This is a genomic window from Streptomyces sp. G45 (assembly GCF_049542095.1).
Classification (GTDB): Bacteria; Actinomycetota; Actinomycetes; order Streptomycetales; family Streptomycetaceae; genus Streptomyces.
The window spans coordinates 4306045-4329669 of sequence record NZ_JBMUZU010000001.1; the positions used below are offsets into that span (position 1 = coordinate 4306045).

Genomic DNA, 23625 nt, shown 5'->3' on the forward strand with positions numbered 1-23625 from the left:
CTCGCGAGAACCTCGTCCTGTGGGGTCGGGTGTCCGAGTTGGCCGAGCAACTCACCTGCGCCTCCGAGCAGTTGGGCGCATTGGGAATGAAACGCGTCATCGTGCCGGAGCAGCTCACCGCCGAGCGGGCCGATGCCATGTCCGCGACTGGCTCTGCGCTGCGCGAGCATCTCGCCGCGGGCGGCAAGCTGCGTGCCCGCGGCAGCTTCCGTGCGCCGAGGGCCCAGAAGGCCGCTCAGGAGCTGCTCGACACATGCACCGTGAGCGGTCGATCGCCCGAGACGCTGGATGATCTCGACTCTGTCCTCGCCCACCTGCGCGCTCACTCCGCTGTCGCCACGCTCGCCGAGCGATGGGCACAGGCCGGGGTCCCCCTACCGGAAGGGCCAGTGGAGCTCCGTCTGGCCTCACTGGCCGAGGCCTACGCACGTCTGGAGCACGTCGACGCGTTCGGCGCCGCTCGCGAGCGCATCGACGCACTGCTCGTAGGCCACGGCGTGCATATCGCCCTCACTTCCCGCGCGGCCTGGCAGGACTTCACCAGCGCGCTGGCTGCTCTGTCCGGTCGGCGGGCAGCCGACGAAGCCATGGCTCAGCTGGCCGCATGGGAGGAGCAGCTCCGTACGCCGGTGGAGGGTTCTCATTCCTCCACGGAAGCGCTGGCCGCCGCCCAGGCCATCCGAGAACAGGACACCGTCCGCTACGCCAAGGAGCTGGAGGCGCTGCGGGAAGCACATCGGCGGGAGCATCGTCGGCGCCGGTGCGCCGTACTCCTGAACAGCGTCCGCACGACCCACCCCCTGCTCGCCGACCAGTTGACGCAGGCACCCGACGATCCTGCCTGGGAGTCACGGCTGGACTCGCTGGCCGAGGCGTGGGCATGGGCCGTGGCCTCTGCGTTCGTACGCCGCCAGCGCACACCGGGCCGCGAGCGCCAGCTGGAGGCAGAACTGGCCCAGTGCGAAAGGAACCTGGAGGACCTGACGGGTGAACTCGCCGCCACCTGGGGTCGGTTGCACTGCTTGCAGCGCATGACACAGGAGCAGCGGTCCGCGCTGCAGGCGTACCGCAACCACATGGCCTCCTACGGCAAGGGCAAGGGCCGCAACGCGGGCAAGTACCGTGCCGCGGCGCACGACGCCATGAGGACGGCGCAAGGGGCGGTACCCGCATGGGTCATGCCGATCTCACAGGTGGCCGAGATGGTGCTGCCCAAACGAGACGCGTTCGACGTCGTTATCGTCGACGAGGCCAGTCAGGCCGGGATGGACGCGCTGTTCCTTCTGTGGCTCGCTCCCCGCGTCGTCGTCGTCGGGGACGACAAGCAGTGCGCGCCCCCCATCAGCGGCATGGGCCGCCTTCAGGCAATCCAGGACCGGCTCATCTCCCATCTGCCGGACATGCCCCCCATGCTGCGCCAGCTCTACACGCCCGCCACCAACCTCTACCAGTTGCTGTCCACGTTCTTCCCGAAAGTGATCCGGCTGGAAGAGCACTTCCGATGCATGCCCGAGATCATCGGCTGGTCCTCCCAGACCTTCTACAACAACAAGCTGCAACCCCTGCGGCAGTTCGGCGGAGAGCGCCTTGATCCGCTCGTGACGCAGTTCGTCGAAGGAGCCGTCACCCAGGGCCGCGACAGTCGGCTCCGCAACCCCAAGGAAGCCGAGTCCATCGCCGACTGCCTGGCCCAGCTCGTGCAGGATCCCGCCTATCGGGGAAGACCATGGGTGTCATCGCCCTACAGGGCCCGATCGGCCAGGTCAAACTCCTGGAGCAGCTGATCAATGAGCGCATCCCGGCGCCAGTGCGCGAGCGTCACCAGATCCGTGTGGGCAACCCGGCGTCGTTCCAAGGTGACGAACGCCACGTCATCCTGCTGTCGATGGTCGCCACCGACCCGCCGCGCATTGCGGGCGGCGCGCGCAGCGAGCGGCAGGCGTACAACGTCGCCGCGTCCCGGGCCCAGGACCAGATGTGGCTCTTCTACTCGGTTCCGCCGGACCGCTTGAAGAAGGAGGATCTCCGCTTCAACCTGCTGGCCTATATGGAGAACCCGCCCGCCGCACTGGCCAGCTCCGACACCATCGGAGAGGTTTCGAGTGACATCCCGCAGAAACCATTCGAGTCACTCTTCGAGCAGCACGTCTATCTACGTCTGAAGGAGCACGGCTATCACGTCATTCCGCAGTACCCGGCGGGCAGCAAACGCATCGACCTTGTCGTCGTAGGGGCACGCGGGCGCCTGGCCGTGGAATGTGACGGCGAGCGGTACCACTCGACCCCCGAGCAGATCCGGCGCGATCAGCAGCGCGATCGTGAGCTCCAAAGGGTGGGCTGGACGTTCTGGCGCATCCGCGAGAGCGAGTTCCGATTCGACCCGGACGAAGCGCTGTCCGGCCTGTGGGAAGAACTGAACCGGCTGGGGATCCATCCGGCCACGTTCGGCGGCGCCGACGGCCAGTCCCGCTCGTCCTCCGCATCTGGCACTCCTCGGTGGACCCCGCTCGACCTCTCCTCCGACGAGGGGCTGGCCGGGGATTCAACCGAGGCACCCGACACCCCGGACACGACCAATCCGGTCGCTGCACTCGACATGACCGAAGACGACGAACCCGAAGGCACCAGCACGGGAGGCCCTGCATGATTCCGCAGTCCCCACTCGGCATCCTGGACGCCAACACCCTGGAGGAGCTGGCCCGCGTCATCTGCGGCGACGAGCACCTCTACTACCGCAAGGGTTACGAGATCGCCCGCTTCCTGGAGCACGCGGGCTGGCAGCGGGTGCCTGAGTACGACGGCGAGTACCGCAGGGAGTGGACGCTTGCCCGGCTCACCGAGCGCCGAGAGGATCCCACGGAGCTGGAAAAGGTCCTGCTCCGGCTCGCCGACCCGCGCGAGTACTTCGACGAACCAGACCAGCTCCCAGCCGTCATCTCCGCCGTCAACGCCTTCCTCATCCACGAGGGCGCACGCCTGGAGAACCCCGGCGGCCGACCCCGCCTGGTCGCCTGCGACCCCTCTCTGGCTCATCCGGGCAGCCAGGGTCCGGTCGAGCTCAGAGCAGCCATGACCGACGTCATCAGCGACCAGAAAATGGCCGAACTCCTCCAGCACCGCCTGGACGAGGCTCGTACCTGCTACGCCAACGGCGCCCACGTGGCTGCCATCATCATGCTCGGCAGCCTCTTGGAAGGCGTCCTGGTTTATGTGGTTCTGGAACGTGATGCGTCCCTTCTCGGCAACAAGTCCCCGGACCACGTGAGCCTGGACACGCTGATCAAGACGTGCCATGACGCGGGCTGGATCGGCGCCGATGTCGAGCGCCTCTGCCACGAGCTGCGGAAGTACCGAAACTTCGTCCATCCTCGCGCCGAGATCCGCGAGGCGCATACGCCGGACCGCGACACATTGGACATGTGCTGGCCTGTCGTCAACGCGGTCCTGAACGACCTCGCCGACTCGTAGCCCAAGGCGGCCCGGCAAACGCAAACCACACCTAGACGCCGCGTGCAGGACCAGACCCCAGTGGCGCCGGAGTTCCCACGCCACGCTCACAGGGCCGTCGGGCAAGTCGATCGGGCCCGCGTGCGCTGCTGGGCGGGGCAGCCCGGGCTTGGGCCCCGAGGCGGCCCCGGTTCGTGGGCGCGGGGTCGCCTCGGGAGTCGTGGAGGCAGGGGCGGCGGGCCGGGCCCCGGCCTGAGTCGTGGGGTCAGGGGCGGCGGACCGGGCCCCAGCCCGAGTCGCCGTGGGAGGTGTCGCACCGGTAGCCGTGGAGGGTGTCGCGTCGGTACCGGTCCCTCCCCTCGTGGGGACCGGTACCCGACGGCGACGCGGCCCGCACCAACCCGTGCCGTGGGGGCACGGTCACGGATGGGGGAAGGTGCGGGACCGCGGGGGGTGCAGAAGCGCTCCTGATGTGAGCGGCCGCGTAGGGCTGAAGGGCCCCTGTGGGTGAGCCCGTGCCACCCCGCCGTGTCTCCGGCGATTTCCAGCCAGGAACGTACCGCGCCATGAGATGCCTCTCCGAGCGCCGAGCGGGTGGCCTGCCCTGACGCCACGCATGGGTTCGCTGCTGCGCCGCGATCCTGCCAGTTTCCGCCCCCGCTGAGGAGGATCCGGTCCCGGACGGCTCACTTCGTCGCAGGTCAGACGTATAAAGTGGGTTTTCCGGTCCGGATGGTCCGGTGCGGCGGAAGATAAGGGGTGGACGTCTTGGGCTCCGAGTCGGAGGCGCGTACGGCCTTCGCGGAGCGCCTTGCGCTGCTGTACCAGGAGGCCGGGAACCCGCCCCTCAAGCGCGTGGCCGAATCGGTCGCCCGGCTCCAGCGCGTCGACGAGCGCGGGCGGCCCGTGCGGGTGTCCGCGCAGCGGATCAGCGACTGGCGGCGGGCCAAGAACGTGCCCGCCCAGTTCGCCGCGCTCGCCGCCGTCCTGCACGTCCTGATCCCCGAGGCGCGGCGCGAGCGGCCCACCCCGGTGTCCACCGGTCTGTACGACATGACGCGGTGGCAGCGGCTGTGGGAGCGGGCCGCCGGGCCCGCCAGCGGCGACGGGACCCCCGCCGCCGCGAGCGCCGAGGAGGCCGCACCGGACGACACCCCCACCGTCCCCTGGGTGTGCCCCTACCGCGGCCTCGCCCCGTACCGTCAGGAGGACGCCCAGTGGTTCTTCGGCCGGGAGCGCAGCACCGAGGCGCTCGTCGCCCAGCTGCGCGCCGCCGAGAAGACCGGCGGCCTCGTCATGCTCGTGGGCGCCTCCGGCGCCGGGAAGTCCTCCCTGCTGAACGCGGGCCTGGTGCCCACCCTGCGCGCCGGTGCCCTGGGCGACGAGAACAGCCCGGCCGGGCCGGTACTGCACCTCGTACCCGGCGCCGACCCCCTCGGCGAGCTGGGGCGGCGCCTGCCCGAGCTGGCGCCCGCCGCCGAGCGGCGGATGAGCGGCGAGGACGTGCGCGAGGCCGTCACCGCCTGGGCCCGGCGCGAGCGGAACGGGGGCGAGGGTGAGGGGAGTGAGGGTGATGGGGGCGAGGGTGGCGGGGGCCAGGGTGACGGGGGCCAGGGAGACGGGGGCGATGTCCGGCCCGTCGTGATCGTCGACCAGTTCGAGGAGGCGTTCACCCTCTGCGCCAGCGAGGCCGACCGGCGCGCCTTCGTACGCGTGCTGCACGCCGCGTGCACCTCGGGCGACCCCGGCGCTCCCGGCGGGCCCGCGCTCGTCGTCCTCGGCGTCCGCGCCGACTTCTACGAGGAGTGCCTCGCCCACCCCGAGCTGGCCGACGCCCTCCAGCACCGCCACATGGTCCTCGGCCCGCTCACCACCGCCGAGCTGCGCCACGCCGTCACCGCCCCCGCCAAGGCCGTCGGCCTGGAGCTGGAGCCGGGCCTCGCCGAGCTGATCGTGCGGGAGGTGGGCAGCGACGGGCCGCGCGGGGCGCACGACGCGGGCGTGCTGCCGCTGCTCTCGCACGCCCTGCTCGCCACCTGGCAGCGCCGCAAGGCGGGCCGTCTGACCCTCGCCGGGTACCGGGCGGCCGGAGGCATCCAGGGCGCGGTGGCCGCGACCGCCGAGCGCGCCTGGTCCGGGCTCGACCCGGCGGCCCGCACCGCGGCGCGCGCGCTGCTGCTGCGCCTGGTGCGGCTCGGCGAGGACACCCAGGCCACCCGCAGGCGCGGCACCCGGCGCCAGCTCGCCGAGGAGTCCAGCGACCCGGACAAGACCGAGGAGTCCCTCGAGGCGCTGGCCCGCGCCCGCCTGGTGACGCTCGACGCGGAGACCGTGGAGATCACCCACGAGGCGCTGCTGCACGCCTGGCCCCGGCTGCGCGACTGGATCGACGAGGACCGCAACGACAACCTGCTGCGCCAGCGCCTGGAGGACGACAGCAGGACCTGGGAGGAGTCCGGCCGCGACACGGCCCTGCTGTACCGGGGGTCCCGCCTCGAGCAGGCGCGGGCCTGGGCCCGGTCCGCCGGTGACCCCTTTCTGACCCGCGGCGCGGCCCAGTTCCTGGCCGCGTCCGACGGGCTGCGCAGGCGCACCCGGCTGATCAGCCGGGGCGCGGTGGCCGCCCTGGTCGCGCTCGCCATGGTGGCCGTCGTCTCGGCCGTCGTCGCCTGGCAGCAGCGCAACGACGCGGTGTCCGAGCGCAACGACGCGGTGTTCGCGCAGGTGGTCTCCGAGGCCGACCGCACCCAGGACGCCGACCCCTCCCTGTCCGCGCAGCTCAGCCTCGCCGCCCACCGGCTGCGACCGGACGACGAGGGCACGCAGAATCGTTTGATCTCCATCGTGAACGCGCCCCTGGCCACCCCGCTCCTCGGCCACACCGGCGCCGTCTACCTCACCTCCTTCAGCCCCGACGGGCAGCTGCTCGCCACCGCGAGCTACGACCGGACCGTCCGCCTGTGGGACGTGGCCGACCCGACCCGGCCCCGCCCGCTCGGCGCGCCCCTCACCGGCCACACCAGCTGGGTGTCCACCGCGGTGTTCAGCCCCGACGGCGACCTCCTCGCCAGCGCCTCCGACGACGGCACGGTCCGGCTGTGGGACGTGACCGACCCCCGCCACCCGCGCCCCCTCGGCGCGCCCCTCGCCGGGCGCGGCGGCACCATCTACCTGCTCGCCTTCAGCCCGGACGGCCGGACCCTCGCCGCCGCCCAGGACGACCACACCGTAGGCGTCTGGGACGTGTCACAGCCGGACCGGCCCCGGAGGACCGCCCGGCTGAGCGGCCACACCGCCGCCGTGCGCTCCGTGGCGTTCGGCCCCGACGGGCGGACCCTGGCCGCCGGGGGCGACGACGGCACGGTCCGGCTGTGGAACACGGCCGACCCGCGCGCCCCCAAGCCCATCGGCAAGCCCCTGACCGGGCACAAGGGCACCGTGCACTCCGTGGCGTTCAGCCCCGACGGCCGCACCCTGGCCAGCGGCGGCGTCGACCACACGCTGCGCCTGTGGAGCGTCGGGGACCCGCGCCGCGCCCGACCGCTGGGCACGCCGCTCACCGGCCACACCGGCCCGCTGTGGTCGGTGGCCTTCAACCCCGCGGGGACCATGCTCGCGGCGGCCAGCGCCGACAGCACGGCCAGCCTGTGGAACGTCCGCGACCCGGCGCACCCCTCCCAGGTCGGCGAGCCGCTTGCGGGTGGCAGCGGCGAGATGTACGCCCTCGGCTTCAGCCCCGACGGGCAGACCCTCGCCACCGGCAGCGGCGACAGCAAGGTCCGCCTGTGGTCGATCCCCACGGCGGACATGATCGGCCGCAGCGGCGCGTTCCGGCCGGACGGCCAGGTGCTCGCCACGGCCGCGGGCGACGAGCGCATCCGGCTGTGGAACGTGCGCCGCCCCGACCGGCCCGCGCTCCTCGGTACGCCGTTCAGGCCGCGGAAGGGCGAGGTGCGGGCCCTGGAGTTCTCCCCCGACGGCCATACGCTCGCCGTCCTCGTCGGCAGCCGCTCGGTGTACCTGTGGGACGTCTCCGACCCGGCCCGGCCCGCGGCCCTCGGCGCGCCGATCACGCTGCGCACCCGGTTCGCGGCGGCGCTGGCCTTCAGCCCGAACGGGCGCGTCCTGGTCACGCCCTGGAACGACCGCTCCATCCAGCTGTGGAACGTCGGCGACTCCCGCCGCCCCCGCCCGCTCGGCCCGCCGCTCACCGGCCACAAGGGGTACGTCAACTCGCTCGCGTACGACAGCGACGGGCGGACCCTCGCCAGCGCCAGCTCCGACGGCACCGTACGCCTGTGGGACGTGACCGACCCCGAGCGGCCCGCCCGGCGCGGCGGCCCGCTCAAGGGGCACCTCGGGCCGGTCAACTCCCTCGCCTACGACCCGGACGGCGAGACCCTCGCCAGCGGCAGCGACGACGGCACGGTCCGGCTGTGGGACGTGTCCGACCCGCGCGGGGCGCCCCGCCTCAGCGCCACCCTCAAGGGCCACACCGACGCGGTCGTGTCGCTGACGTTCAGCACCGACGGGGACACCCTGGCCAGCGGCAGCAACGACAACACGGTCCGGCTGTGGGACGTCGCCGACCCCACCGACGCCTCGCCGATCGGCCAGTCCATGAGCCCCAACGCGAAGACCGGCGGCTTCCTGTCGTTCAGCCCGCGCAGCGACATGCTCGGCGTTTCCAGCGGCACCGATACCGTCCGGCTGTGGAACCTGGACACCGAGGCGGCGATCCGCCGTATTTGCTCGACCACACGCGGTGTACTGACACCGGAGAAATGGCGTGAATATCTGCCCCGGCTGTCGTACGCGCCCCCGTGCGACAGCTAATGGATCGCCGCCCCCGCCGAGCGGTCCCGCCGCGGCCGGGACCGAGGAACGGAACATGATCCCGATCACAACTCGCCAATTGGGCCCTTTTCCCTCCCCTCACGCCAGCGGGCTTGTTACCGTTGGGCAGAGCCCGATCGCTGGTGCATCCCCCGTCGCCAGCGATCGGGCCCTTGCATGCGCCGACACCGGCGCCGACGCGCGTACCAAGGGGTATGCCAACGGGGATGCCGAGGGGTGTGACCCGTACCGCGTCCGCCGCTCCCGCCTTCTTCAGAAGCCTTCTATTGCGCCCTGCGCAACGCCCCTCCATTACCCACCCCTATTCACCTCCCGGCACCCCCTGGCCGTAGCCGGACAAACGATCGTTTCCACGTACAAGCACCCCTCTCCACCGGAAATCACATCCCGTACGGAAAGGCGGTGGCCGCGGTGAGTGCGGTGGGTACGAGGGCCGGGAGCACACGGCGGGTCGCCGTCGTCACCGCCGTGCACGGGCCGTCCGCGCGCTATCTGCCGGACGCCCACCGCTCGCTGTGCGCGCAGGAACTGCCCGAGGGGTGGGAGTGGCGGTGGCTGATCCAGGAGGACGGCCAGGGCGACGTCGTCCGCCGCTTCGTGCCCGACGACGACCGGGTCGACTTCGCCCAGGGGCGGGCGGGCGGCCCCGGCGTGGCCCGCACCATGGCGCTCGCGCGCGCCGACGCCGCGTACGTGAAGATCCTCGACGCCGACGACCAGCTTCCGCCGGGGGCGCTGGCGCGCGACCTGGCGGCGCTCGAAGCCGACCGGTCGCTTGGCTGGGCGACCTCGCGCGCCCTCGACCTCTTCCCGGACGGCACCACGGCGGGCTTCCCCGGCGACCCCGCGCCCGGCCCGATCGAACGCGGCGCCCTGCTGGGCCCCTGGAAGGCCGACGGGCACCGCGCGCCCGTCCACCCCGCGACGCTCTGCGTCCGGCATGACCTGCTGGTCGCCCTCGGCGGGTGGATGGCGCTGCCCGCCTCCGAGGACACCGGGCTGCTGCTCGCCCTCAACGCCGTGGCCCGCGGCTGGTTCACGGCCGAGCCCGGGCTGCTCTACCGCAAGTGGCCCGGCCAGGCCACGGGGCAGGCGGCGCACACCGACGCCGGGGAGCGCGGGGCGCGCATGGCGGTGGTGGAGGCGCGAGCGCGGGCCCTGCGGGCGCTGGGGTGGGGGGATGGGCCTGGCGGCGGCTGAGCGGTGTGCGGCGGGTGCTCTGCCGGGGCCTCCTTCGCCTGCGGCGGCGTCGGGGGTGCCCCGCCCGGCCGTCGTTCGCCTGCGGCGCCATCGCGGGTGGCCGCGCCTACGCGGGTGGCCGCGCCTATGCGGCTGCCCCGTCCGGCCGTCGTTCGTCCGCGACTTCGTCGGGGCCGGTCGCGCAGTTCCCCGCGCCCCTTTGGGGCGCTGCTCACACCGCCCGGCCGTCATCCGCCTGCGGCGGCGTCGGGGGTGGCCCGCCCGGTCGTCGTTCGCCTGCGGCGCCGTCGGGGCTGGTCGCGCAGTTCCCCGCGCCCCTTTGGGGCGCTGCTCGCGCCCCACGGCTTACGCCAGGGTTTCCGCGTCCACCCGGGAGAAGACCAGGTCCATCTCCTCGGTGATCGGGTGGGGCCAGCGGGTGGGGGTGGGGAGGGGGCCTCGGGTGGCTGCCGGGTAGGTGGCGGGGTCGTAGTCGTTGCGCAGGCGGTAGGGGTGGAAGCCGTGGGAGCGGAGCGTGGCGAGGAGTTCGGTCGCGCTGTCGCCGAGGCGGGCCATGCGGTCGGGGGTGACCTCGATGGCGATCTCCACGTCCGGGCGCAGTTGGTCGAGGACGGGGGCGAGGCCCCGGATGACGCCGCCCTCGGCGCCCTCCACGTCGACCTTGATGACCCGGGCCCGGGTCAGTTCGTCCGGCTCCAGGAGGTCGGGCAGCGGCAGGGCCTCGGTCTCGAAGCGGGAGGCGACCGGGCCGTCCCAGGGGACGACGCTGTTGGCGCCCATGTTGTGCGTGCTGGCGAGCACGAAGGTGAGCGTCCGGCGGCGGTCGGACACCGCGGCGTTGACCGCGCGCAGGTTGGCGCAGCCGTTCAGCTCCCGGTGCCGCAGCACGTGCCGGTGGAAGGCGGGCGACGCCTCGACGGCCACCACCCGCCCGGAGGGCCCCACCAGGCGGGAGGCGAGCACGCTCAGGTAGCCGATGTTGGCGCCGACGTCCACGAAGACGTCCCCCGGCAGCAGGCGCCCGCGCAGCCACCGCGACAGGTGCGGCTCCCAGACCCCGAAGACGTACAGATAGCGCTGGATCAGGTCCCGGGTGTCGACGGCGAAGCGGGCGCCGAAGACCGAGTCGACCACCCGCTGCCGGGGGTGGTCCCGCAGCCAGGGGTTCAGGAACCGGCTGGCCAGCGCGGCCTTCCCGAACGTCCCGGGCGCGTGCCGCACATACCGCCGCGCCAGCGTGGCCAGCACCTCCGCCGCCGCACCCGTGCCGCCCATCGCTGCCGCCGCCCCTCTGGAACCCTCGCCGAACCCGCTGAGGCACCCCACTTAAGCAAACGGCAGCTCCAGCATACGAATCGCGTTGCCGCGCAGCAGCTTGTAGGCCACGTCGGCGGGCAGGTGGCCGACGTGCTCGGCGGCGACCCGTTTGGTGTGCGGCCAGGTGGAGTCGACGTGGGGGTAGTCGGTCTCGAAGGTGGCGTTGTCGACGCCGACGGTCTCGATGGCCTCGATGCCGTGCCGGTCGCGGAAGAAGCAGCAGAAGATCTGCCGGTAGTAGTAGGTGGACGGCGGTTCGGGGACCAGGTCGCGCACCCCGCCCCACGCGCGGTGCTCCTCCCACACGTCGTCGGCGCGCTCCAGGGCGTACGGGATCCACCCCATCTGCCCCTCGCTATAGGCGAGTTTCAGGCGCGGGAACCGCACGAGGACCCCCGAGAACAGGAAGTCCATCATCGACGCCATCGCGTTGTTGAAGGACAGCGCGGCCTGCACGGCGGGCGGGGCGTCCGGGGAGGCGGCGGGCATCTGGGAGCTGCTGCCGATGTGCATGTTGACGACCGTGCCGGTGTCCTCGCACGCGGCGAAGAACGGGTCCCAGTACCCGCAGTGGATCGACGGCAGCCCCAGGTAGGTGGGGATCTCGGAGAACGTCACCGCCCGCACCCCGCGCGCGGCGTTCCGCCGGATCTCCGCGACGGCGAGGTCCACGTCCCACAGCGGGATCAGGCACAGCGGGATGAGCCGCCCGCCGCTGTCGCCGCACCACTCCTCCACCATCCAGTCGTTGTACGCCCGTACGCAGGCGAGGGCGACGTCCTTGTCCCGCGCCTCGGCGAAGGTCTGCCCGCAGAAGCGCGGGAAGGTGGGGAAGCACAGCGAGGCCTCGACGTGGTTGAGGTCCATGTCCTCCAGGCGCGCCTTGGGGTCCCAGCAGCCGCGCCGCATCTGCTCCCGGGTGATCCCGTCGAGCGTCATCTCGTCCCGCGAGAACCCCACGGCGGCGATGATGCGCTTGTACGGGAAGATCTCGTCCTCGTACCGCCACCAGTCGGTGATCTGCCCCTCGGGGTCGGTGGTGAAGCGGTACTTGCCGCCGACGTACGCCAGTTCGCCGATCCCGGCGGTGAAGGGCTGCGGGCCCCGGTCGCGGTACTTGGCGGGCAGCCAGGTCGCGAAGAGGTGCGCGGGCTCGATCACGTGGTCGTCCACGCTGATGACCCGGGGGATGTGGGGGGCATCGGGGATGCCGGGGCCATCGGGGATGCCGGGGCGGCTCCGGTGGTCCCGGTGGTCCCGGTGGCCCCAGGGGTGCCGCTGGTGTTGCCGTCGCCGCTCATGTCACCGCTCCTGCCGCACGCCGGTTCCGACCGATCCAATAATCTGACGACCCATCAGATCGAGGGTAGGGCGCCGACGGACACGACGGCAAGCGCCGCGCACCCGGGCACGGCCGTGGGAGCGGACGACTGCGGGCGCGGCGCGGGACCGGCGTCGAGTGACGTGGATCACCTCGCGACGGCGATGAGTGTGCGGGCGGGGCGGGGTCTTCTCTGGTGCGAGGGCGGGAGCGGGGCTCTCGTCGGGGTGTGGTGCCGAGGGGTGAGGAGCGAACCATGGCTGCTGGTGGGAACGGGGGCGCGGTGAAGGGGCCCGCGAGCTACTTCCCGGCGATCGAGAAGAAGTACGGGCGGCCCGTCGCCGAGTGGCAGGAGGTCATCCGGGGCGCGGCCCCGCGTCGGCACATGGAGCTGGTCGCCTGGCTCAAGGCGGAGCACGGCATGGGGCACGGGCATGCCAACGCGCTCGTCGCGCACACCCTCGCGGAGGACGCGCGGCGCGGCTAGGCGCGGGCGGCCGGGGCCGTGCGGGCGGCCCAGTGGCGGGAGGCCAGGGCCGCCGCCCCCGCGAGCACGGCCGCGGTGGCCGCGAGGGCCAGCGCCGCCGGGTTGGCGTACGCGGGCACGCCGCCCGTGAACGTGCCGCCGCCCGCCACGTGGCAGCGGAAGCCCAGCGGGGCGTACGTGGCCTCGTAGCCGTCGAGGCGCGGCGCGCGGGCCGGGCCGACCGCGTCCCGGCACACCTGAACGTGCTCCGTCACGTCGACGCCGAACAGGCTGACCGCCGCCCAGGCGTAGGCGGCCGCCGCGCCCGCCGCCGCGAGCGCCGCGGCGCCCCTCAGGGCCGGGGCAGCCAGGGGCCGGGCGCGCGGCGGCTTTGGGCGAGCGTGACACAGGCGTAGCCGGTCAGGCCCACCACGGCCACGAAGCCGAGGAAGACGATGCCCATCAGGGTGACGACACTGTGCTCGTCGATGCTGTCGGCCGACATCGGCGCGCCCCTCCCCCGTCTCCGCACGGGGCGACACCAGTGTCCGCACTGGTGTCGGTACCGGCTTCCGTATGGCGTCCGTATGTCGCCCGCATGTCGCCCGTACTGGTGTCCCGTGTCCGCGAGAGGCCTTTCTACCAAATGTCGCCCGATTCGCCCCCGTAGGCCCGGGGGTCGTGGTGCTCGCCTGCGCGGTCGCACAGCCGCGCGCGAGCGGAATGCGCCTGCGCGGCCGCTCCCCTGCGACCGCGCAGGCGAGGCGCGGAGCACGCTGGACTGGGCCTCAGCCTTACCGCGCCAGGACGGTTCCGGCGCCGCCTCTTCGCTCGGCACCGGACCCTGCGCCAGGGGTTGTCCGGAGTTCAGAGTGCCCTGCGGGGGAGGGGTACCGCGAGGGCCAAGTGGCCCCGGGCCAGGGCCACTTGGCCCCCTCTGGGCCCCTTCGGAGGGCCATTGGGCCCCTGGCAGGAAGCAAGCCCTTTCCGTCAGTCTGTCCCGGGTACGGAAGCACGGCGGGGACAGGGGCACGATCCGTCAGCGGGGTGCGGGAGGGGGCAGGGGGTGAGTACCGCGGTGGAGGCGAACGCGGGGGCGCCCGGCGGCGCGGGGGCCGGGCCCGGCACGAGGGCGCCTGGGGGCGCGGGGACCCGGGGCACGGGCCGCGCGCCCTCGGGCCCGGAGGGCCAACGCGCGGGCAGCGGGGCCGAGCGCCCCCGAACCCGCCACACGTACGACGCGACCGGGCACCCGGAGGCCCGAGACGCGGGCGGCCAGGCCGGGCCCCCGGAGAGCCGGAGCGCGGGTGGCCAGACCAAGCGCCCGGAGGCCCGCAGCAGGGGCGGCCAGGCCGGACATCCGAAGACCCGAACCACCGACGGCCAGACCAAACACCAGGAGGACCGGGGCACGGGCGGCGGCCAGACCGAGCGCTCGGAGACCCGGAGCGCGGGTGGCCAGGCCGAGTGCTCGGAGGCCCGGGCCACCGACGGCCAGGTCAAACACTCGGAGGACCAAGACGCGAGCGGCAGCCACGCCCAGCACCCGGACACCCGGAGCACAGACGGCCAAGCCGGGCGCCCCGAAGCCGAGAACACGCACGGCGGGGACGAGCCCGCAGGCACACGGAACACGCACAGCAGGGCCAGGCACCCCGAAGCTGAAAGTGCACACAGCGGGGACGGGCCAGCAGGCGCACGGAGCACGCACGGCGAGGACGGGCCCACGGGTACGCGGAGCACGCACGGCCAAGCCAAACACCCGAAGGACCAAGACGCGGGCGGCAGCCACGCCCAGCACCCGAAGGCCCGGAGCACGGGCAGAGGCCACGCCGAGCACCCGCAGACCCGGAACACAGGCGGCCAAGCCGGGCACCCCGAAGCCAAGAGCACGCACGGCGGGGACGAGCCCGCAGGCACGCGACGCACGCACGGCCAGGCCGGGCACCCCGAAGCCAAGAGCACGCACGGCGAAGCCGAGCCCACAGACACACGACGCACGCACGGCCAAGCCAAACACCCGAAGGACCAAGACGCGGGCGGCAGCCACGCCCAGCACCCGAAGGCCCGGAGCACGGGCAGAGGCCACGCCGAGCACCCGCAGACCCGGAACACAGGCGGCCAAGCCGGACGCCCCGAAGCCGAGAACACGCACGGCGGGGACGAGCCCGCAGGCACGCGACGCACGCACGGCCAAGCCGGGCACCCCGAAGCCAAGAGCACGCACGGCGAAGCCGAGCCCACAGACACACGACGCACACACAGCAGGGCCGGGCACCCCGAAACCGAAGACACCCACGGCGAAGCCGGGCCCACAGACACACGACGCACGCACGGCCAGGCCGGGCACCCCGAAGCCAAGAGTGCACGCGGCGGGGGCAGGCCCACCGACACGCGAAGCACACACGGCGGAGCCGAGCCCGCGGGCACGCGGAGCGCATCCGGCAAGGCCGAGCCCGCGGGCACGCGAAGCACACACGGCGGAGCCGAGCCCACAGGCACACGAAGCGCGTCCGGCAGGGACGAACCCACAGGCACACGAAGCACACCCGGCAGAGACGAACCCACAGGCACACAAAGCACACCCGGCAGAGACGAACCCACAAGCACGCGGAGGGCGTCCGGCAAGGCCGCGGGCGCGTCGGGTGGGAAGGGTGCCATCAGGGTGTTCCTGCTCGACGACCACGAGGTCGTCCGCAGAGGGCTGCGGGACCTGCTCGACAGCGAGCCGGACATCGAGGTCGTCGGTGACGCCGGGAGCGGGGCGCAGGCGCTGGTGCGCGGGCCCGCGCTGCGGCCGGACGTGGCGGTCCTCGACGTGCGGCTGCCCGACGGCGACGGCATCACCGTCTGCCGCGAACTGCGCTCGGCCATGCCCGAGTTGGCCTGTCTGATGCTGACGTCGTTCGACGACGAGGACGCCCTGCTCGACGCCATCATGGCGGGTGCCGCCGGTTACGTACTGAAGCAGATCAAGGGCTCCGACCTGGTCACCGCCATCCGCACCGTCGCCTCCGGCGAGTCCCTGCTCGACCCGGCCACCACCGCCCGGCTGATGCGCTCCCTGCGGGGCCCGGCGCCCGCGCCCGAGCCGGAGGACGCGCGCCTGGCCGTCCTCAACGACCGCGAGCGCGACATCCTCGCGCTCATCGGCGAGGGCATGACCAACCGCCAGATCGGTGCGCGGCTCTACCTCTCCGAGAAGACGGTCAAGAACCACATCTCCCGCATGCTGGCCAAGCTCGGCGTGGAGCGCCGGGTGCAGGCGGCCGTCATCGCCGCCCAGGTGAAGCCGAAGGGGCGGGGCGGGGGCCGGTAGCGCGGGGTCAGGCGGGCGGCGACAGCGGCACCCGCCAGGTGAGGCGGGTGCCGTCGTGGTCCCCCGGCCCACCGTCAGCGTGCCGCCGAGCCGCTCCGCGCGGGCCGCCAGGTTGCGCAGCCCCGAGCCCCGACCGTCACCCGGCCGCGCCACCCCGCCCGCCTCGGGTCCGCCCACCTCCGGCCCAGCCGCTTCCGGTGCCGCCGATTCCGGTTCGCCCGCCTCCGCACCCCGCGACTCCGTACGACCGGACCGCGCGCCGTCCGGCCCCGCCTCCCCCATCCCCACCCCGTCGTCCACCACCGCCAGCTCCAGCGCCCCGTCCCGCACCGTCAGGGACACCTCCGCCCGGTGGGCGCGGGCGTGCCGGGTCACGTTGGACAGCGCCTCGTTCAGGACGGCGACCACGTCGTCGGCGACCTCGCGCGGGACGTCCGTGTCGACGAGGCCCTCCATGCGCAGCGCGGGGGTGAAGTCGAGCGCGGACACCGCGTCCTCGATGGCGCGGACCACCCGGACCCGCAGCCCGGCCGCGCCGCCGGGCGCCTCGTGGTCGCGCAGGCCGAAGATCGTAGAGCGAATGATCTTGATGGTGGCGTCCAGGTCGTCGACCGCGCGGCGCAGCCGCTCCGCCGCGCCCGGGTGCTCCACGAACCGCTGCACGCTCTGCAGCGTCATGCCGGTGGCGAAGATCCGCTGGATTGCCAGGTCGTGCAGGTCGCGGGCGATGCGGTCGCGGTCTTCGAGGAGGCTCATCTGCTCGGCGTCGCGCCGCCGCTCGGCGAGTTCGAGGGCCAGCGCGGCCTGCCCGGCGAAGCCGGTCAGCGGCGTCGTCTCGGCCTCCGTGAACCCGGGCCGCCCGGCGCCGCGCGCCAGCAGCAGCACCCCGCGCACGTCGTCACGCGTGCTCATCGGCACCGCCACGGCCGGACCGAGGCCCTCCCAGCGGTCCGTCAGATACGTGACGCGCGGGTCCTTGCGCACGTCGGGGGAGACGACCAGCGCCTGGGCGTCGAGCGCGGCGCCCGCCAGCGTGCCCCGGCGGGGCAGCACCCCGCCGCCGTACGCGCCGTGCCGCGCCCAGGCGTGCTCGCCGACGGCGATCTCGGCGCGCAACTCCTCGTCGCCCTGGGTCAGTTCGATCACCCCCAGCTCCGCCGACGTCAACTCCTTGGCGCGCTCGGCCATCAGGCGGAGCACCCGGGCCTGCGGGGCGCCGGACAGCAGCGCGCTGGTGACCTCCGCGCTCGCCTGGAGCCAGCGCTCGCGGAGCCTGGCCTCCTCGTACAGCCGGGCGTTCTCCACGGCCACGCCCGCCGCGACCGCGAGCGTGGAGAGCACCGACTCGTCCTCCGCGTCGAACTCCGCGCCGCCGTGCTTCTCCGTCAGGTAGATGTTCCCGAATACCTCGTCCCGCACCCGGATCGGCACCCCCAGGAAGGAGCGCATCGGCGGGTGGTGCGCCGGGAAGCCGGACGACGCCGGGTGCTCGGCGAGGTCGGCGAGGCGCAGCGGCTGCGGGTTGCGGATCAGCTCGCCGAGCAGCCCGTGCCCGGAGGGCAGGTCGCCGATCTGGGCGCGGAGCTGGTCGCTGATGCCCACCGGCAGGAACTGGTCGAGCCTGCGCCCCTGGCCGATCACCCCGAGCGCCCCGTACTCGGCGTCCACGAGCGCGACGGCCGTCTCGACGATGCGCCGCAGCACCTGGGCGAGGTCCAGCTCCCGGCCCACGGAGAGCACGGCCTCCAGGAGGCTGTGCAGCCGGTCGCGCGTGCCGCGTACGGCGCCGATGCGCGCCGCCAGCTCTTCGAGCAGTTCGTCGAGGCGCAGCCGCGGGAACGGGCCACCGCCGCTCGCGCTTGCCTGGCCCATCGGCTCCTCCACCCGAGTCCACCCGAGCTGACGTGCACGTCCCCACCCTGCGGTCACCCCGCGTGTCGACGCTCACGGTAGCCGGTGCGTGGCGGTGCGTGGAGGCTCTTCCGCGGGTTGGTGCCGACGGGCGTTCCCGTCGCGGGCGGGGCAGGCGCGAGGCCGCGGGGGGCCGGACCGACGGATCGGTGCGCGCGCGGTTCCGCAAGCGGGGCCGGTGCTGTCACCATGCGGAGTCCGGGTGCGCGGGGCGCGCCGCGCGGGGGCGTGGCGCGCGGGTGGGGAGGCGTGAATGGCTGAGGTGTTCCTGCGGCGGCTGACGCGGTGGCAGGCGGAGCAGCAGCGGCACGGGGTGGCGAATATGTACGTGGAGTGCCACGGGCGCGACGCGGCCGGGTTCCTCGACCGCTTCGAACGGCACGTGCAGGAGCCGGACTTCGACATGGTCACCGCGGATTCGTCCGACGGGCTCGTCGGCTGCCTGTACGGCTTCCGCCCCGAGCGGGGCGGGGAGCTCCACGAGTCGGTGCGGGGGCTGCTGCCCGCGGACGCCGCGGTGGCCACGTCGGCCGCGGGGCGGCTGTTCCTGCTGGTCGAGCTGATGGTGCGGGAGGAGTACCGGGGGCGTGGCGTGGCCACGCGGATGCGGGATCTGCTGCTGGCCCGGCACGGGGCGGACGTGGTGGTGGCGGGCTTCGCGGAGGGGGGCCAGGACGTGCTGCGGGCCTGGGGGTGCACGAAGCTCGGGGAGGTCGCGGCGGCGTCGGGCGAGGCGTGGCTGTTCCCGCGCGCGGGGTGACGCCCGGCCCGTCGCGGGATGACGCGCCGCCCGTCGTGACGCCCCGCCCGTCGCGGGGTGACGCCCGGCCCGTCGCGGGGTGACGCCCGGCCCGTCGCGGGGTGACGCCCGGCCCGTCGCGGACCGGTCGGGTGGGGCGTCCGGGCAGTGGCGGGAGGGGAGGGGGAGGCAGTATGGGGGGCATGAGTGAGACGACGGGTATGCGGCAGGGTGCTGAGGACGCGCGGGACGCGCAGGGCGCCGACGGGATGCCGGACTGGGAGAAGCGGTTCCGGGCGCCGCGGGTGTCCCTGCCGGACTGGGCGGAGGACGCCCCGGACCGCTCGCTGTTCGTCTCGAACGCGACGGGCACGTACGAGCTGTACGCCTGGGACCGCGCGACGGGCGCCCAGCGCCAGGTCACCGACCGGCCGAACGGCACCACGGACGGCACGCTGTCCCCGGACGGCGCCTGGATCTGGTGGTTCAACGACAAGGACGGCGACGAGTTCGGCGTCTGGATGCGGCAGCCGTTCGACGGCGGCCCCGACGAGCCCGCCGTACCCGGCCTCGCCCCCTCGTACCCGGCGGGCCTCGCCCTCGGCCGCGACGGGCACACCGTCGTCGTGGGCCGCTCCACGGACGAGGACGGCTCGACGGTCCACGTCGTGCGCCCCGGCGCCGCCGAGCCCGCCGAGATCTACCGGCACCGCGAGTCCGCGGGCGTCGGCGACCTGTCGTACGACGGCTCGCTGATCGCCCTGGAGCACACCGAGCACGGTGACGCGATGCACTCGGCGCTGCGCGTCGTCCGCCTCGACGGCTCCACGGTCGCCGAGCTGGACGACACCAAGGGCGGCACGGTCGAGCTGGGCCTTGAGGTGCTCGGCTTCGCGCCGGTCGCCGGGGACACCCGGCTGCTCGTCGGCCACCAGCGCCGCGGCCGCTGGGAGCCGATGGTGTGGGACGTGGCCTCGGGCGAGGAGACGGACCTGGCGCTCGACCTGCCGGGCGACGTGTCGGCGGAGTGGTACCCGGACGGCTCGGCGCTGCTGATCGCGCACGGCTTCGAGGCCCGCGGCGACCTGTGGCGCTACGACCTGGCGACCCGCGAGCTGACCCGCGTGGAGACGCCGCGCGGCTCGGTCTCCGGCGCGACGGCCCGCCCCGACGGCTCCGTGGAGTACATGTGGTCGTCGGCCGCCGAGCCGCCCGTCCTGCGCTCCACCTCCGGCGCCGTCGTCCTGGACCCGCCCGGCCTGAAGGCGCCCGGCTCGGTGCCGGTGGAGGACGTGTGGGTGGAGGGCCCCGGCGGCCGCGTCCACGCCCTCGTACAGAAGCCGGAGGGCGCCAGCGGCCCCCTGCCGACCGTCTTCGAGGTGCACGGCGGCCCCACCTGGCACGACAGCGACTCCTTCGCGGCGGGACCGGCGGCGTGGGTGGACCACGGGTACGCGGTGGTGCGGGTGAACTACCGGGGTTCCACGGGGTACGGGCGGGAGTGGACGGACGCGCTCAAGCACCGGGTGGGCCTCATCGAGCTGGAGGACATCGCGGCGGTGCGCGAGTGGGCCGTCTCCTCCGGGCTCGCCGACCCCGACCGGCTCGTCCTCGCCGGTGGCTCCTGGGGCGGCTACCTCACCCTCCTCGGCCTCGGCACCCAGCCGGACGCCTGGGCGCTGGGGCTCGCGGCGGTGCCGGTCGCGGACTACGTGACGGCGTACCACGACGAGATGGAGGCGCTGAAGGCCATGGACCGCACGCTGCTCGGCGGCACGCCCGAGGAGGTGCCGGAGCGGTTCGCGGCGTCCTCCCCGCTGACGTACGTGGACGCGGTGAAGGCGCCGGTGTACATCTCGGCCGGGGTGAACGACCCCCGCTGCCCGATCCGCCAGGTCGAGAACTACGTGGAGCGGCTGGCGGCGCGCGGGGCGGTGCACGAGGTGTACCGGTACGACGCGGGGCACGGGTCGCTGGTCGTGGACGAGCGGATCAAGCAGGTGGCCCTGGAGCTGGACTTCGCGGCGCGCCACCTGCCCTAGGCCCTCGCGGGGGCCGTTCATCGGTCTGGCGGCCTCGTCCTCGAACGCCGGACGGGCTGGATAGGCGCGGGGCGGGGAAAGGCTCGCGGAGGGGCCCCGTACCGTGGAGGGCGTGTACCGGTTCCTCCTGACGCCCCGCTGGTGGGGGATCAACGTCTTCGTCGCGCTGGCCGTCCCCGTCTGCCTCTTCATGGGCTCCTGGCAGCTCAGCCGCTTCGAGGACCGCGTACAGGACCACGAGGACGCCAAGCGCGCCGCCTCCGCCACCGCCGGGGCCCGCGCCTCGGCCGAGCGGGCCCGCCCGCTGGAGGCCCTGCTGCCCGTGGACAAGAAGACCTCCGGCGAGCGGACCACGGCCACCGGCCGGTACGGCAAGCAACTCCTCGTCCCCGAGCGGGAGTTGGACGACCGGCGCGGCTACTACGTCCTGACCCTGCTGCGCACCGACGAGGGCCGGTCGCTGCCGGTCGTCCGGGGCTGGCTGCCGGGCGGCGCGGACGCGCGGAAGGCGCCCGCGCCGCCGAAGGGCCGGGTGACCGTGGTCGGCGCCCTCCAGGCCTCGGAGAGCGCCAGCTCGGACGGCGTGACCAAGGCGGGCGGGCTGCCCGCCGGGCAGGTCGGCATGATCAGCGCGGCGTCCCTGGTGAACCTGGTGCCGGACGACGTGTACGACGCCTGGGTCACGCTGGAGAAGGGCGACTCCGGCATGAGGCCGGTGCCCGCGTCGGCGCCGGAGGACTCCGGGCTCGACATGAAGGCGTTCCAGAACCTCGGCTACACCGGCGAGTGGTTCGTCTTCGCGGGCTTCGTGGTCTTCATGTGGTTCCGCCTCTTCCGCCGCGAACGGGAAGCGGCCCGGGACACGGAACTGGGCCTCGCCCCGGAAGCCCCGTAGCAGCCGCCGACGGCGAACGGCGCCGGGTGGGAGAGAAAACCACGCACGGACCGGTGGCCGCCGACGGCGAACGGCCCCCGCCAGGGGCGTCCACCCCTCGGCAGAGGGTCACGGGCGGGCGGGTGGGCGAAGGGCTACTGGGCGGGCAGCGCACCGGTGCGGTAGACCGTGCCGGAACACGCGTTGCCCACGGTCACCCCGGCGGCCGGAGCCCCCGGCTCCGCGGTCAGCGACACGGCCACGCTCCCGTCCTGCACTCCGTCCTCCCGTACCAGCTGGGCCGACGGCCCTCCGGGCTCGCCGCCCTCGGGTCCCCCGGTCCCGGTGCCGCCCGTGGCGCCCTCCGTGGGGGACGGGTTCGGCGACGGCTCCCCGCCGTCGGAGGGGCACTGCGCGGAGGGGATCCAGGCGAACCGCACCTCGTACGCGGAGCCGGGCTTGAGGACGAGGGAGCTGGGCTCCTGTGCCGGGTCCGGCAGGCCGGACCCGTCGCCCGCGGTGTGGTCGACGACGTTGATCTTCGTGGGGTCGGCCGCGCCCTGCGCCGTGGCGGCGACCGCGCCCGCGCTGTCGATGGTGCAGCTGCTGCCGGAGACGTTGGAGACGCGGAACGTGCCGTAGACCCGGCCGTCGCCGTCGGCGGGCCCCGTGGAGCCCGTGGCGTCGAGCTGGGCGGCGTCGCAGGCGGGCGAGCTGGCGGCTTCGGCGTCGTCCTCGGTGGGCCCGGGGCCGCCGCTGGCGCCGCCCTTGCGGCCCTCGTCCTTGGTGCCCCCGCCCTTGTCCGCCTTGTCCTTCTTCTCCTTCTTCCGCTTCTCCTTCTTGGCGGGGTCGTCCTTGGCGTCGGGCCGGGTGTCGCCCTTGCCGCCCTTGTCCTCGCCGGTGCCGCCCTGGCTGTGCTGGCTGCTGCCCGCGCCCGCGATGGACGGCCGGGCGTCGGAGTCGCCGCTGGACTTGGCGACGTGGACGAGCGCGGGGATGGCCGTACCGACGAGCAGGGCGACGGCGGCGGCGCCGACGAGGGCGTGCCGCCTGCGGGCCCGGCGCGCGGGCACGGCGCGCCGCAGCTTCTCCAGGGCCGCGTCGGCGGGTTCGATCTCCTCGACGGCCTGGTGCAGCATCCGGCGCAGCGCGCGCTCGTCGGCGGCGAGCCCGTCGGGGCCGTCGGCTCCGCCGCCGTCGAGGCCACTGAGGCCACTGGCGCGCTTGACGCCGTTGACGCCCTTGACGTCGTTGTCGAGGTCGACGGCGCTCAGCTTGCCGAGGCGGCCCTTGAGGTCGCCGAGACCGTCGAGGCCGGTGAGGTCGTCGAGGCCGGTGAGGTCGGTGAGGTCGTCCCGTTCGTTCATGTCCCGCTTGCCGCCCGTGTCACCCGTGCCGCCCGTCTTGCTCATGCCGGGGCCTCCATGGCGACCCGCAGCGCGGCGATGCCGCGCGAGCCGTAGGCCTTGACCGAGCCGAGCGATATGCCGAGGGTCTCGGCGACCTGGGCCTCGGTCATGTCGGCGAAGTACCGCAGGACGAGGACTTCGCGCTGGCGGCGCTGGAGGCCGCGCATGGCCTTGATCAGCTCGTCGCGCTCCAGCTGGTCGTAGGCGCCCTCCTCCGCGCTCGCCATGTCGGGCATCGGCTTGGTCAGCAGCTTCAGACCGAGGATGCGGCGGCGCAGGGCGGAGCGGGAGAGGTTGACGACGGTCTGGCGGAGGTAGGCCAGGGTCTTCTCGGGGTCGCGCACCCGCTTGCGCGCGGAGTGGACGCGGATGAAGGCCTCCTGTACGACGTCCTCGCAGGAGGCGGTGTCGTCCAGGAGCAGCGCGGCGAGGCCGAGCAGCGAGCGGTAGTGGGCGCGGTAGGTCTCGGTGAGGTGGTCGACGGTGGTGCCCGCGGTCACGCGTGCCTCATCGCCTTCGCGCTGCGTCGGAATGCGGGCGGGCCGCGTCGCGGGCATGGGGGCGATCACCGGCATGCCGCCGGGCACCCGGGGACGGCGCGGGGGCCGCAGGGCTGCCGCGCCGGTCGCCGCTGTGAAGTCCAGTACCTCTGCCACGCCTGTTGGACACGCTTCCCCCATCAGGGTTGTACGCGTCAGGCACGGCGTTCGGCAGCGCGGACGC

16 protein-coding genes and 1 pseudogene are annotated in these 23625 nt (G+C 73.8%); 10 read left to right on the top strand and 7 right to left on the bottom strand.

Going from position 1 to position 23625, the window contains the following annotated elements:
* Positions 1–38: 38 nt before the first annotated feature.
* The 5 genes from ACOBQU_RS17750 to ACOBQU_RS17770 all read left to right on the top strand — a co-directional run bounded on the left by ACOBQU_RS17750 (position 39) and on the right by ACOBQU_RS17770 (position 9504).
* Positions 39–1784, top strand: coding sequence for a DEAD/DEAH box helicase (locus tag ACOBQU_RS17750; RefSeq protein WP_423628125.1), 1746 nt, complete (start codon positions 39–41; stop codon positions 1782–1784).
* Positions 1727–2647, top strand: a complete 921-nt coding sequence (locus ACOBQU_RS17755; RefSeq protein WP_423628127.1) for an AAA domain-containing protein — start codon at positions 1727–1729, stop codon at positions 2645–2647. Before ACOBQU_RS17750 ends, ACOBQU_RS17755 begins: the two co-directional genes overlap by 58 nt.
* The gene (locus ACOBQU_RS17760; RefSeq protein ID WP_423628129.1) at positions 2644–3468 is read left to right on the top strand and encodes a hypothetical protein; all 825 of its coding nucleotides are present in this window, start codon (positions 2644–2646) and stop codon (positions 3466–3468) included. The genes ACOBQU_RS17755 and ACOBQU_RS17760 overlap by 4 nt, the downstream gene beginning before the upstream one ends.
* 738 nt (positions 3469–4206) lie before the next feature.
* Complete coding sequence (locus tag ACOBQU_RS17765; RefSeq protein WP_423628131.1) at positions 4207–8283, top strand: hypothetical protein; 4077 nt, start codon at positions 4207–4209, stop codon at positions 8281–8283.
* 423 nt (positions 8284–8706) lie between these two features.
* Entirely contained in the window at positions 8707–9504 is a 798-nt protein-coding gene (locus tag ACOBQU_RS17770; RefSeq protein WP_423628133.1) for a glycosyltransferase family 2 protein, read from the top strand.
* A 345-nt stretch (positions 9505–9849) separates the two neighbouring features.
* On the opposite strand, the gene ACOBQU_RS17775 is transcribed toward ACOBQU_RS17770, so the two are convergent.
* Complete coding sequence (locus ACOBQU_RS17775; RefSeq protein ID WP_423628135.1) at positions 9850–10779, bottom strand: FkbM family methyltransferase; 930 nt, start codon at positions 10777–10779, stop codon at positions 9850–9852.
* Positions 10780–10830: 51 nt separating this feature from the next.
* Positions 10831–12048, bottom strand: coding sequence for an amidohydrolase family protein (locus ACOBQU_RS17780; RefSeq protein ID WP_423634563.1), 1218 nt, complete (start codon positions 12046–12048; stop codon positions 10831–10833).
* Between the two features lie 350 nt (positions 12049–12398).
* On the opposite strand from ACOBQU_RS17780, the gene ACOBQU_RS17785 reads away from it, so the two are divergent.
* Positions 12399–12629, top strand: coding sequence for a DUF4287 domain-containing protein (locus tag ACOBQU_RS17785; protein WP_423628137.1), 231 nt, complete (start codon positions 12399–12401; stop codon positions 12627–12629).
* Here ACOBQU_RS17785 and ACOBQU_RS17790 read toward each other — a convergent pair.
* Positions 12626–12883: a hypothetical protein gene (locus ACOBQU_RS17790; protein ID WP_423628139.1), complete on the bottom strand. Its 258-nt coding sequence runs from the start codon at positions 12881–12883 to the stop codon at positions 12626–12628. The two genes, ACOBQU_RS17785 and ACOBQU_RS17790, sit on opposite strands and share 4 nt — an antisense overlap.
* Positions 12884–12960: 77 nt before the next feature.
* Complete coding sequence (locus tag ACOBQU_RS17795; protein ID WP_423628141.1) at positions 12961–13113, bottom strand: hypothetical protein; 153 nt, start codon at positions 13111–13113, stop codon at positions 12961–12963.
* A gap of 2154 nt (positions 13114–15267) precedes the next feature.
* Between ACOBQU_RS17795 and ACOBQU_RS17800 the strand changes: the two genes are divergently transcribed.
* Positions 15268–15927 (top strand): response regulator, encoded by a 660-nt coding sequence (locus ACOBQU_RS17800; protein ID WP_423634565.1) that lies wholly within the window; start codon positions 15268–15270, stop codon positions 15925–15927.
* 7 nt (positions 15928–15934) lie between these two features.
* Here ACOBQU_RS17800 and ACOBQU_RS17805 read toward each other — a convergent pair.
* Positions 15935–17799: pseudogene (locus tag ACOBQU_RS17805) on the bottom strand (GAF domain-containing protein).
* Positions 17800–18091: 292 nt separating this feature from the next.
* On the opposite strand from ACOBQU_RS17805, the gene ACOBQU_RS17810 reads away from it, so the two are divergent.
* The 3 genes from ACOBQU_RS17810 (at position 18092) to ACOBQU_RS17820 (ending at position 21514) form a co-directional block, all read left to right on the top strand.
* A complete protein-coding gene (locus ACOBQU_RS17810; protein ID WP_423628143.1) occupies positions 18092–18598 on the top strand; it encodes a hypothetical protein in 507 nt (168 codons plus the stop codon).
* A 200-nt stretch (positions 18599–18798) separates the two neighbouring features.
* Positions 18799–20619 carry a prolyl oligopeptidase family serine peptidase gene (locus ACOBQU_RS17815; protein WP_423634567.1) on the top strand — a complete coding sequence of 607 codons (1821 nt, stop codon included), beginning with the start codon at positions 18799–18801 and terminating at the stop codon, positions 20617–20619.
* Positions 20620–20731: 112 nt separating this feature from the next.
* Positions 20732–21514, top strand: coding sequence for an SURF1 family protein (locus ACOBQU_RS17820; RefSeq protein WP_423628145.1), 783 nt, complete (start codon positions 20732–20734; stop codon positions 21512–21514).
* A 134-nt stretch (positions 21515–21648) separates the two neighbouring features.
* Here ACOBQU_RS17820 and ACOBQU_RS17825 read toward each other — a convergent pair whose 3' ends face one another.
* Positions 21649–22905: a hypothetical protein gene (locus ACOBQU_RS17825; RefSeq protein WP_423628147.1), complete on the bottom strand. Its 1257-nt coding sequence runs from the start codon at positions 22903–22905 to the stop codon at positions 21649–21651.
* Positions 22902–23558, bottom strand: a complete 657-nt coding sequence (locus tag ACOBQU_RS17830; protein ID WP_423628149.1) for a SigE family RNA polymerase sigma factor — start codon at positions 23556–23558, stop codon at positions 22902–22904. Before ACOBQU_RS17830 ends, ACOBQU_RS17825 begins: the two co-directional genes overlap by 4 nt.
* Positions 23559–23625: the final 67 nt, after the last annotated feature.

Bases quoted from the DNA above. Each gene is read 5' to 3' on its own strand.
- ACOBQU_RS17755 (WP_423628127.1), top strand. From the start codon at position 1,727: ATGGGTGTCATCGCCCTACAGGGCCCGATCGGCCAGGTCAAACTCCTG.
- ACOBQU_RS17760 (WP_423628129.1), top strand. From the start codon at position 2,644: ATGATTCCGCAGTCCCCACTCGGCATCCTGGACGCCAACACCCTGGAG.
- ACOBQU_RS17775 (WP_423628135.1), bottom strand. From the start codon at position 10,779: ATGGGCGGCACGGGTGCGGCGGCGGAGGTGCTGGCCACGCTGGCGCGG.
- ACOBQU_RS17785 (WP_423628137.1), top strand. From the start codon at position 12,399: ATGGCTGCTGGTGGGAACGGGGGCGCGGTGAAGGGGCCCGCGAGCTAC.
- ACOBQU_RS17795 (WP_423628141.1), bottom strand. From the start codon at position 13,113: ATGTCGGCCGACAGCATCGACGAGCACAGTGTCGTCACCCTGATGGGC.
- ACOBQU_RS17810 (WP_423628143.1), top strand. From the start codon at position 18,092: ATGGCTGAGGTGTTCCTGCGGCGGCTGACGCGGTGGCAGGCGGAGCAG.
- ACOBQU_RS17815 (WP_423634567.1), top strand. From the start codon at position 18,799: ATGCGGCAGGGTGCTGAGGACGCGCGGGACGCGCAGGGCGCCGACGGG.
- ACOBQU_RS17825 (WP_423628147.1), bottom strand. From the start codon at position 22,905: ATGAGCAAGACGGGCGGCACGGGTGACACGGGCGGCAAGCGGGACATG.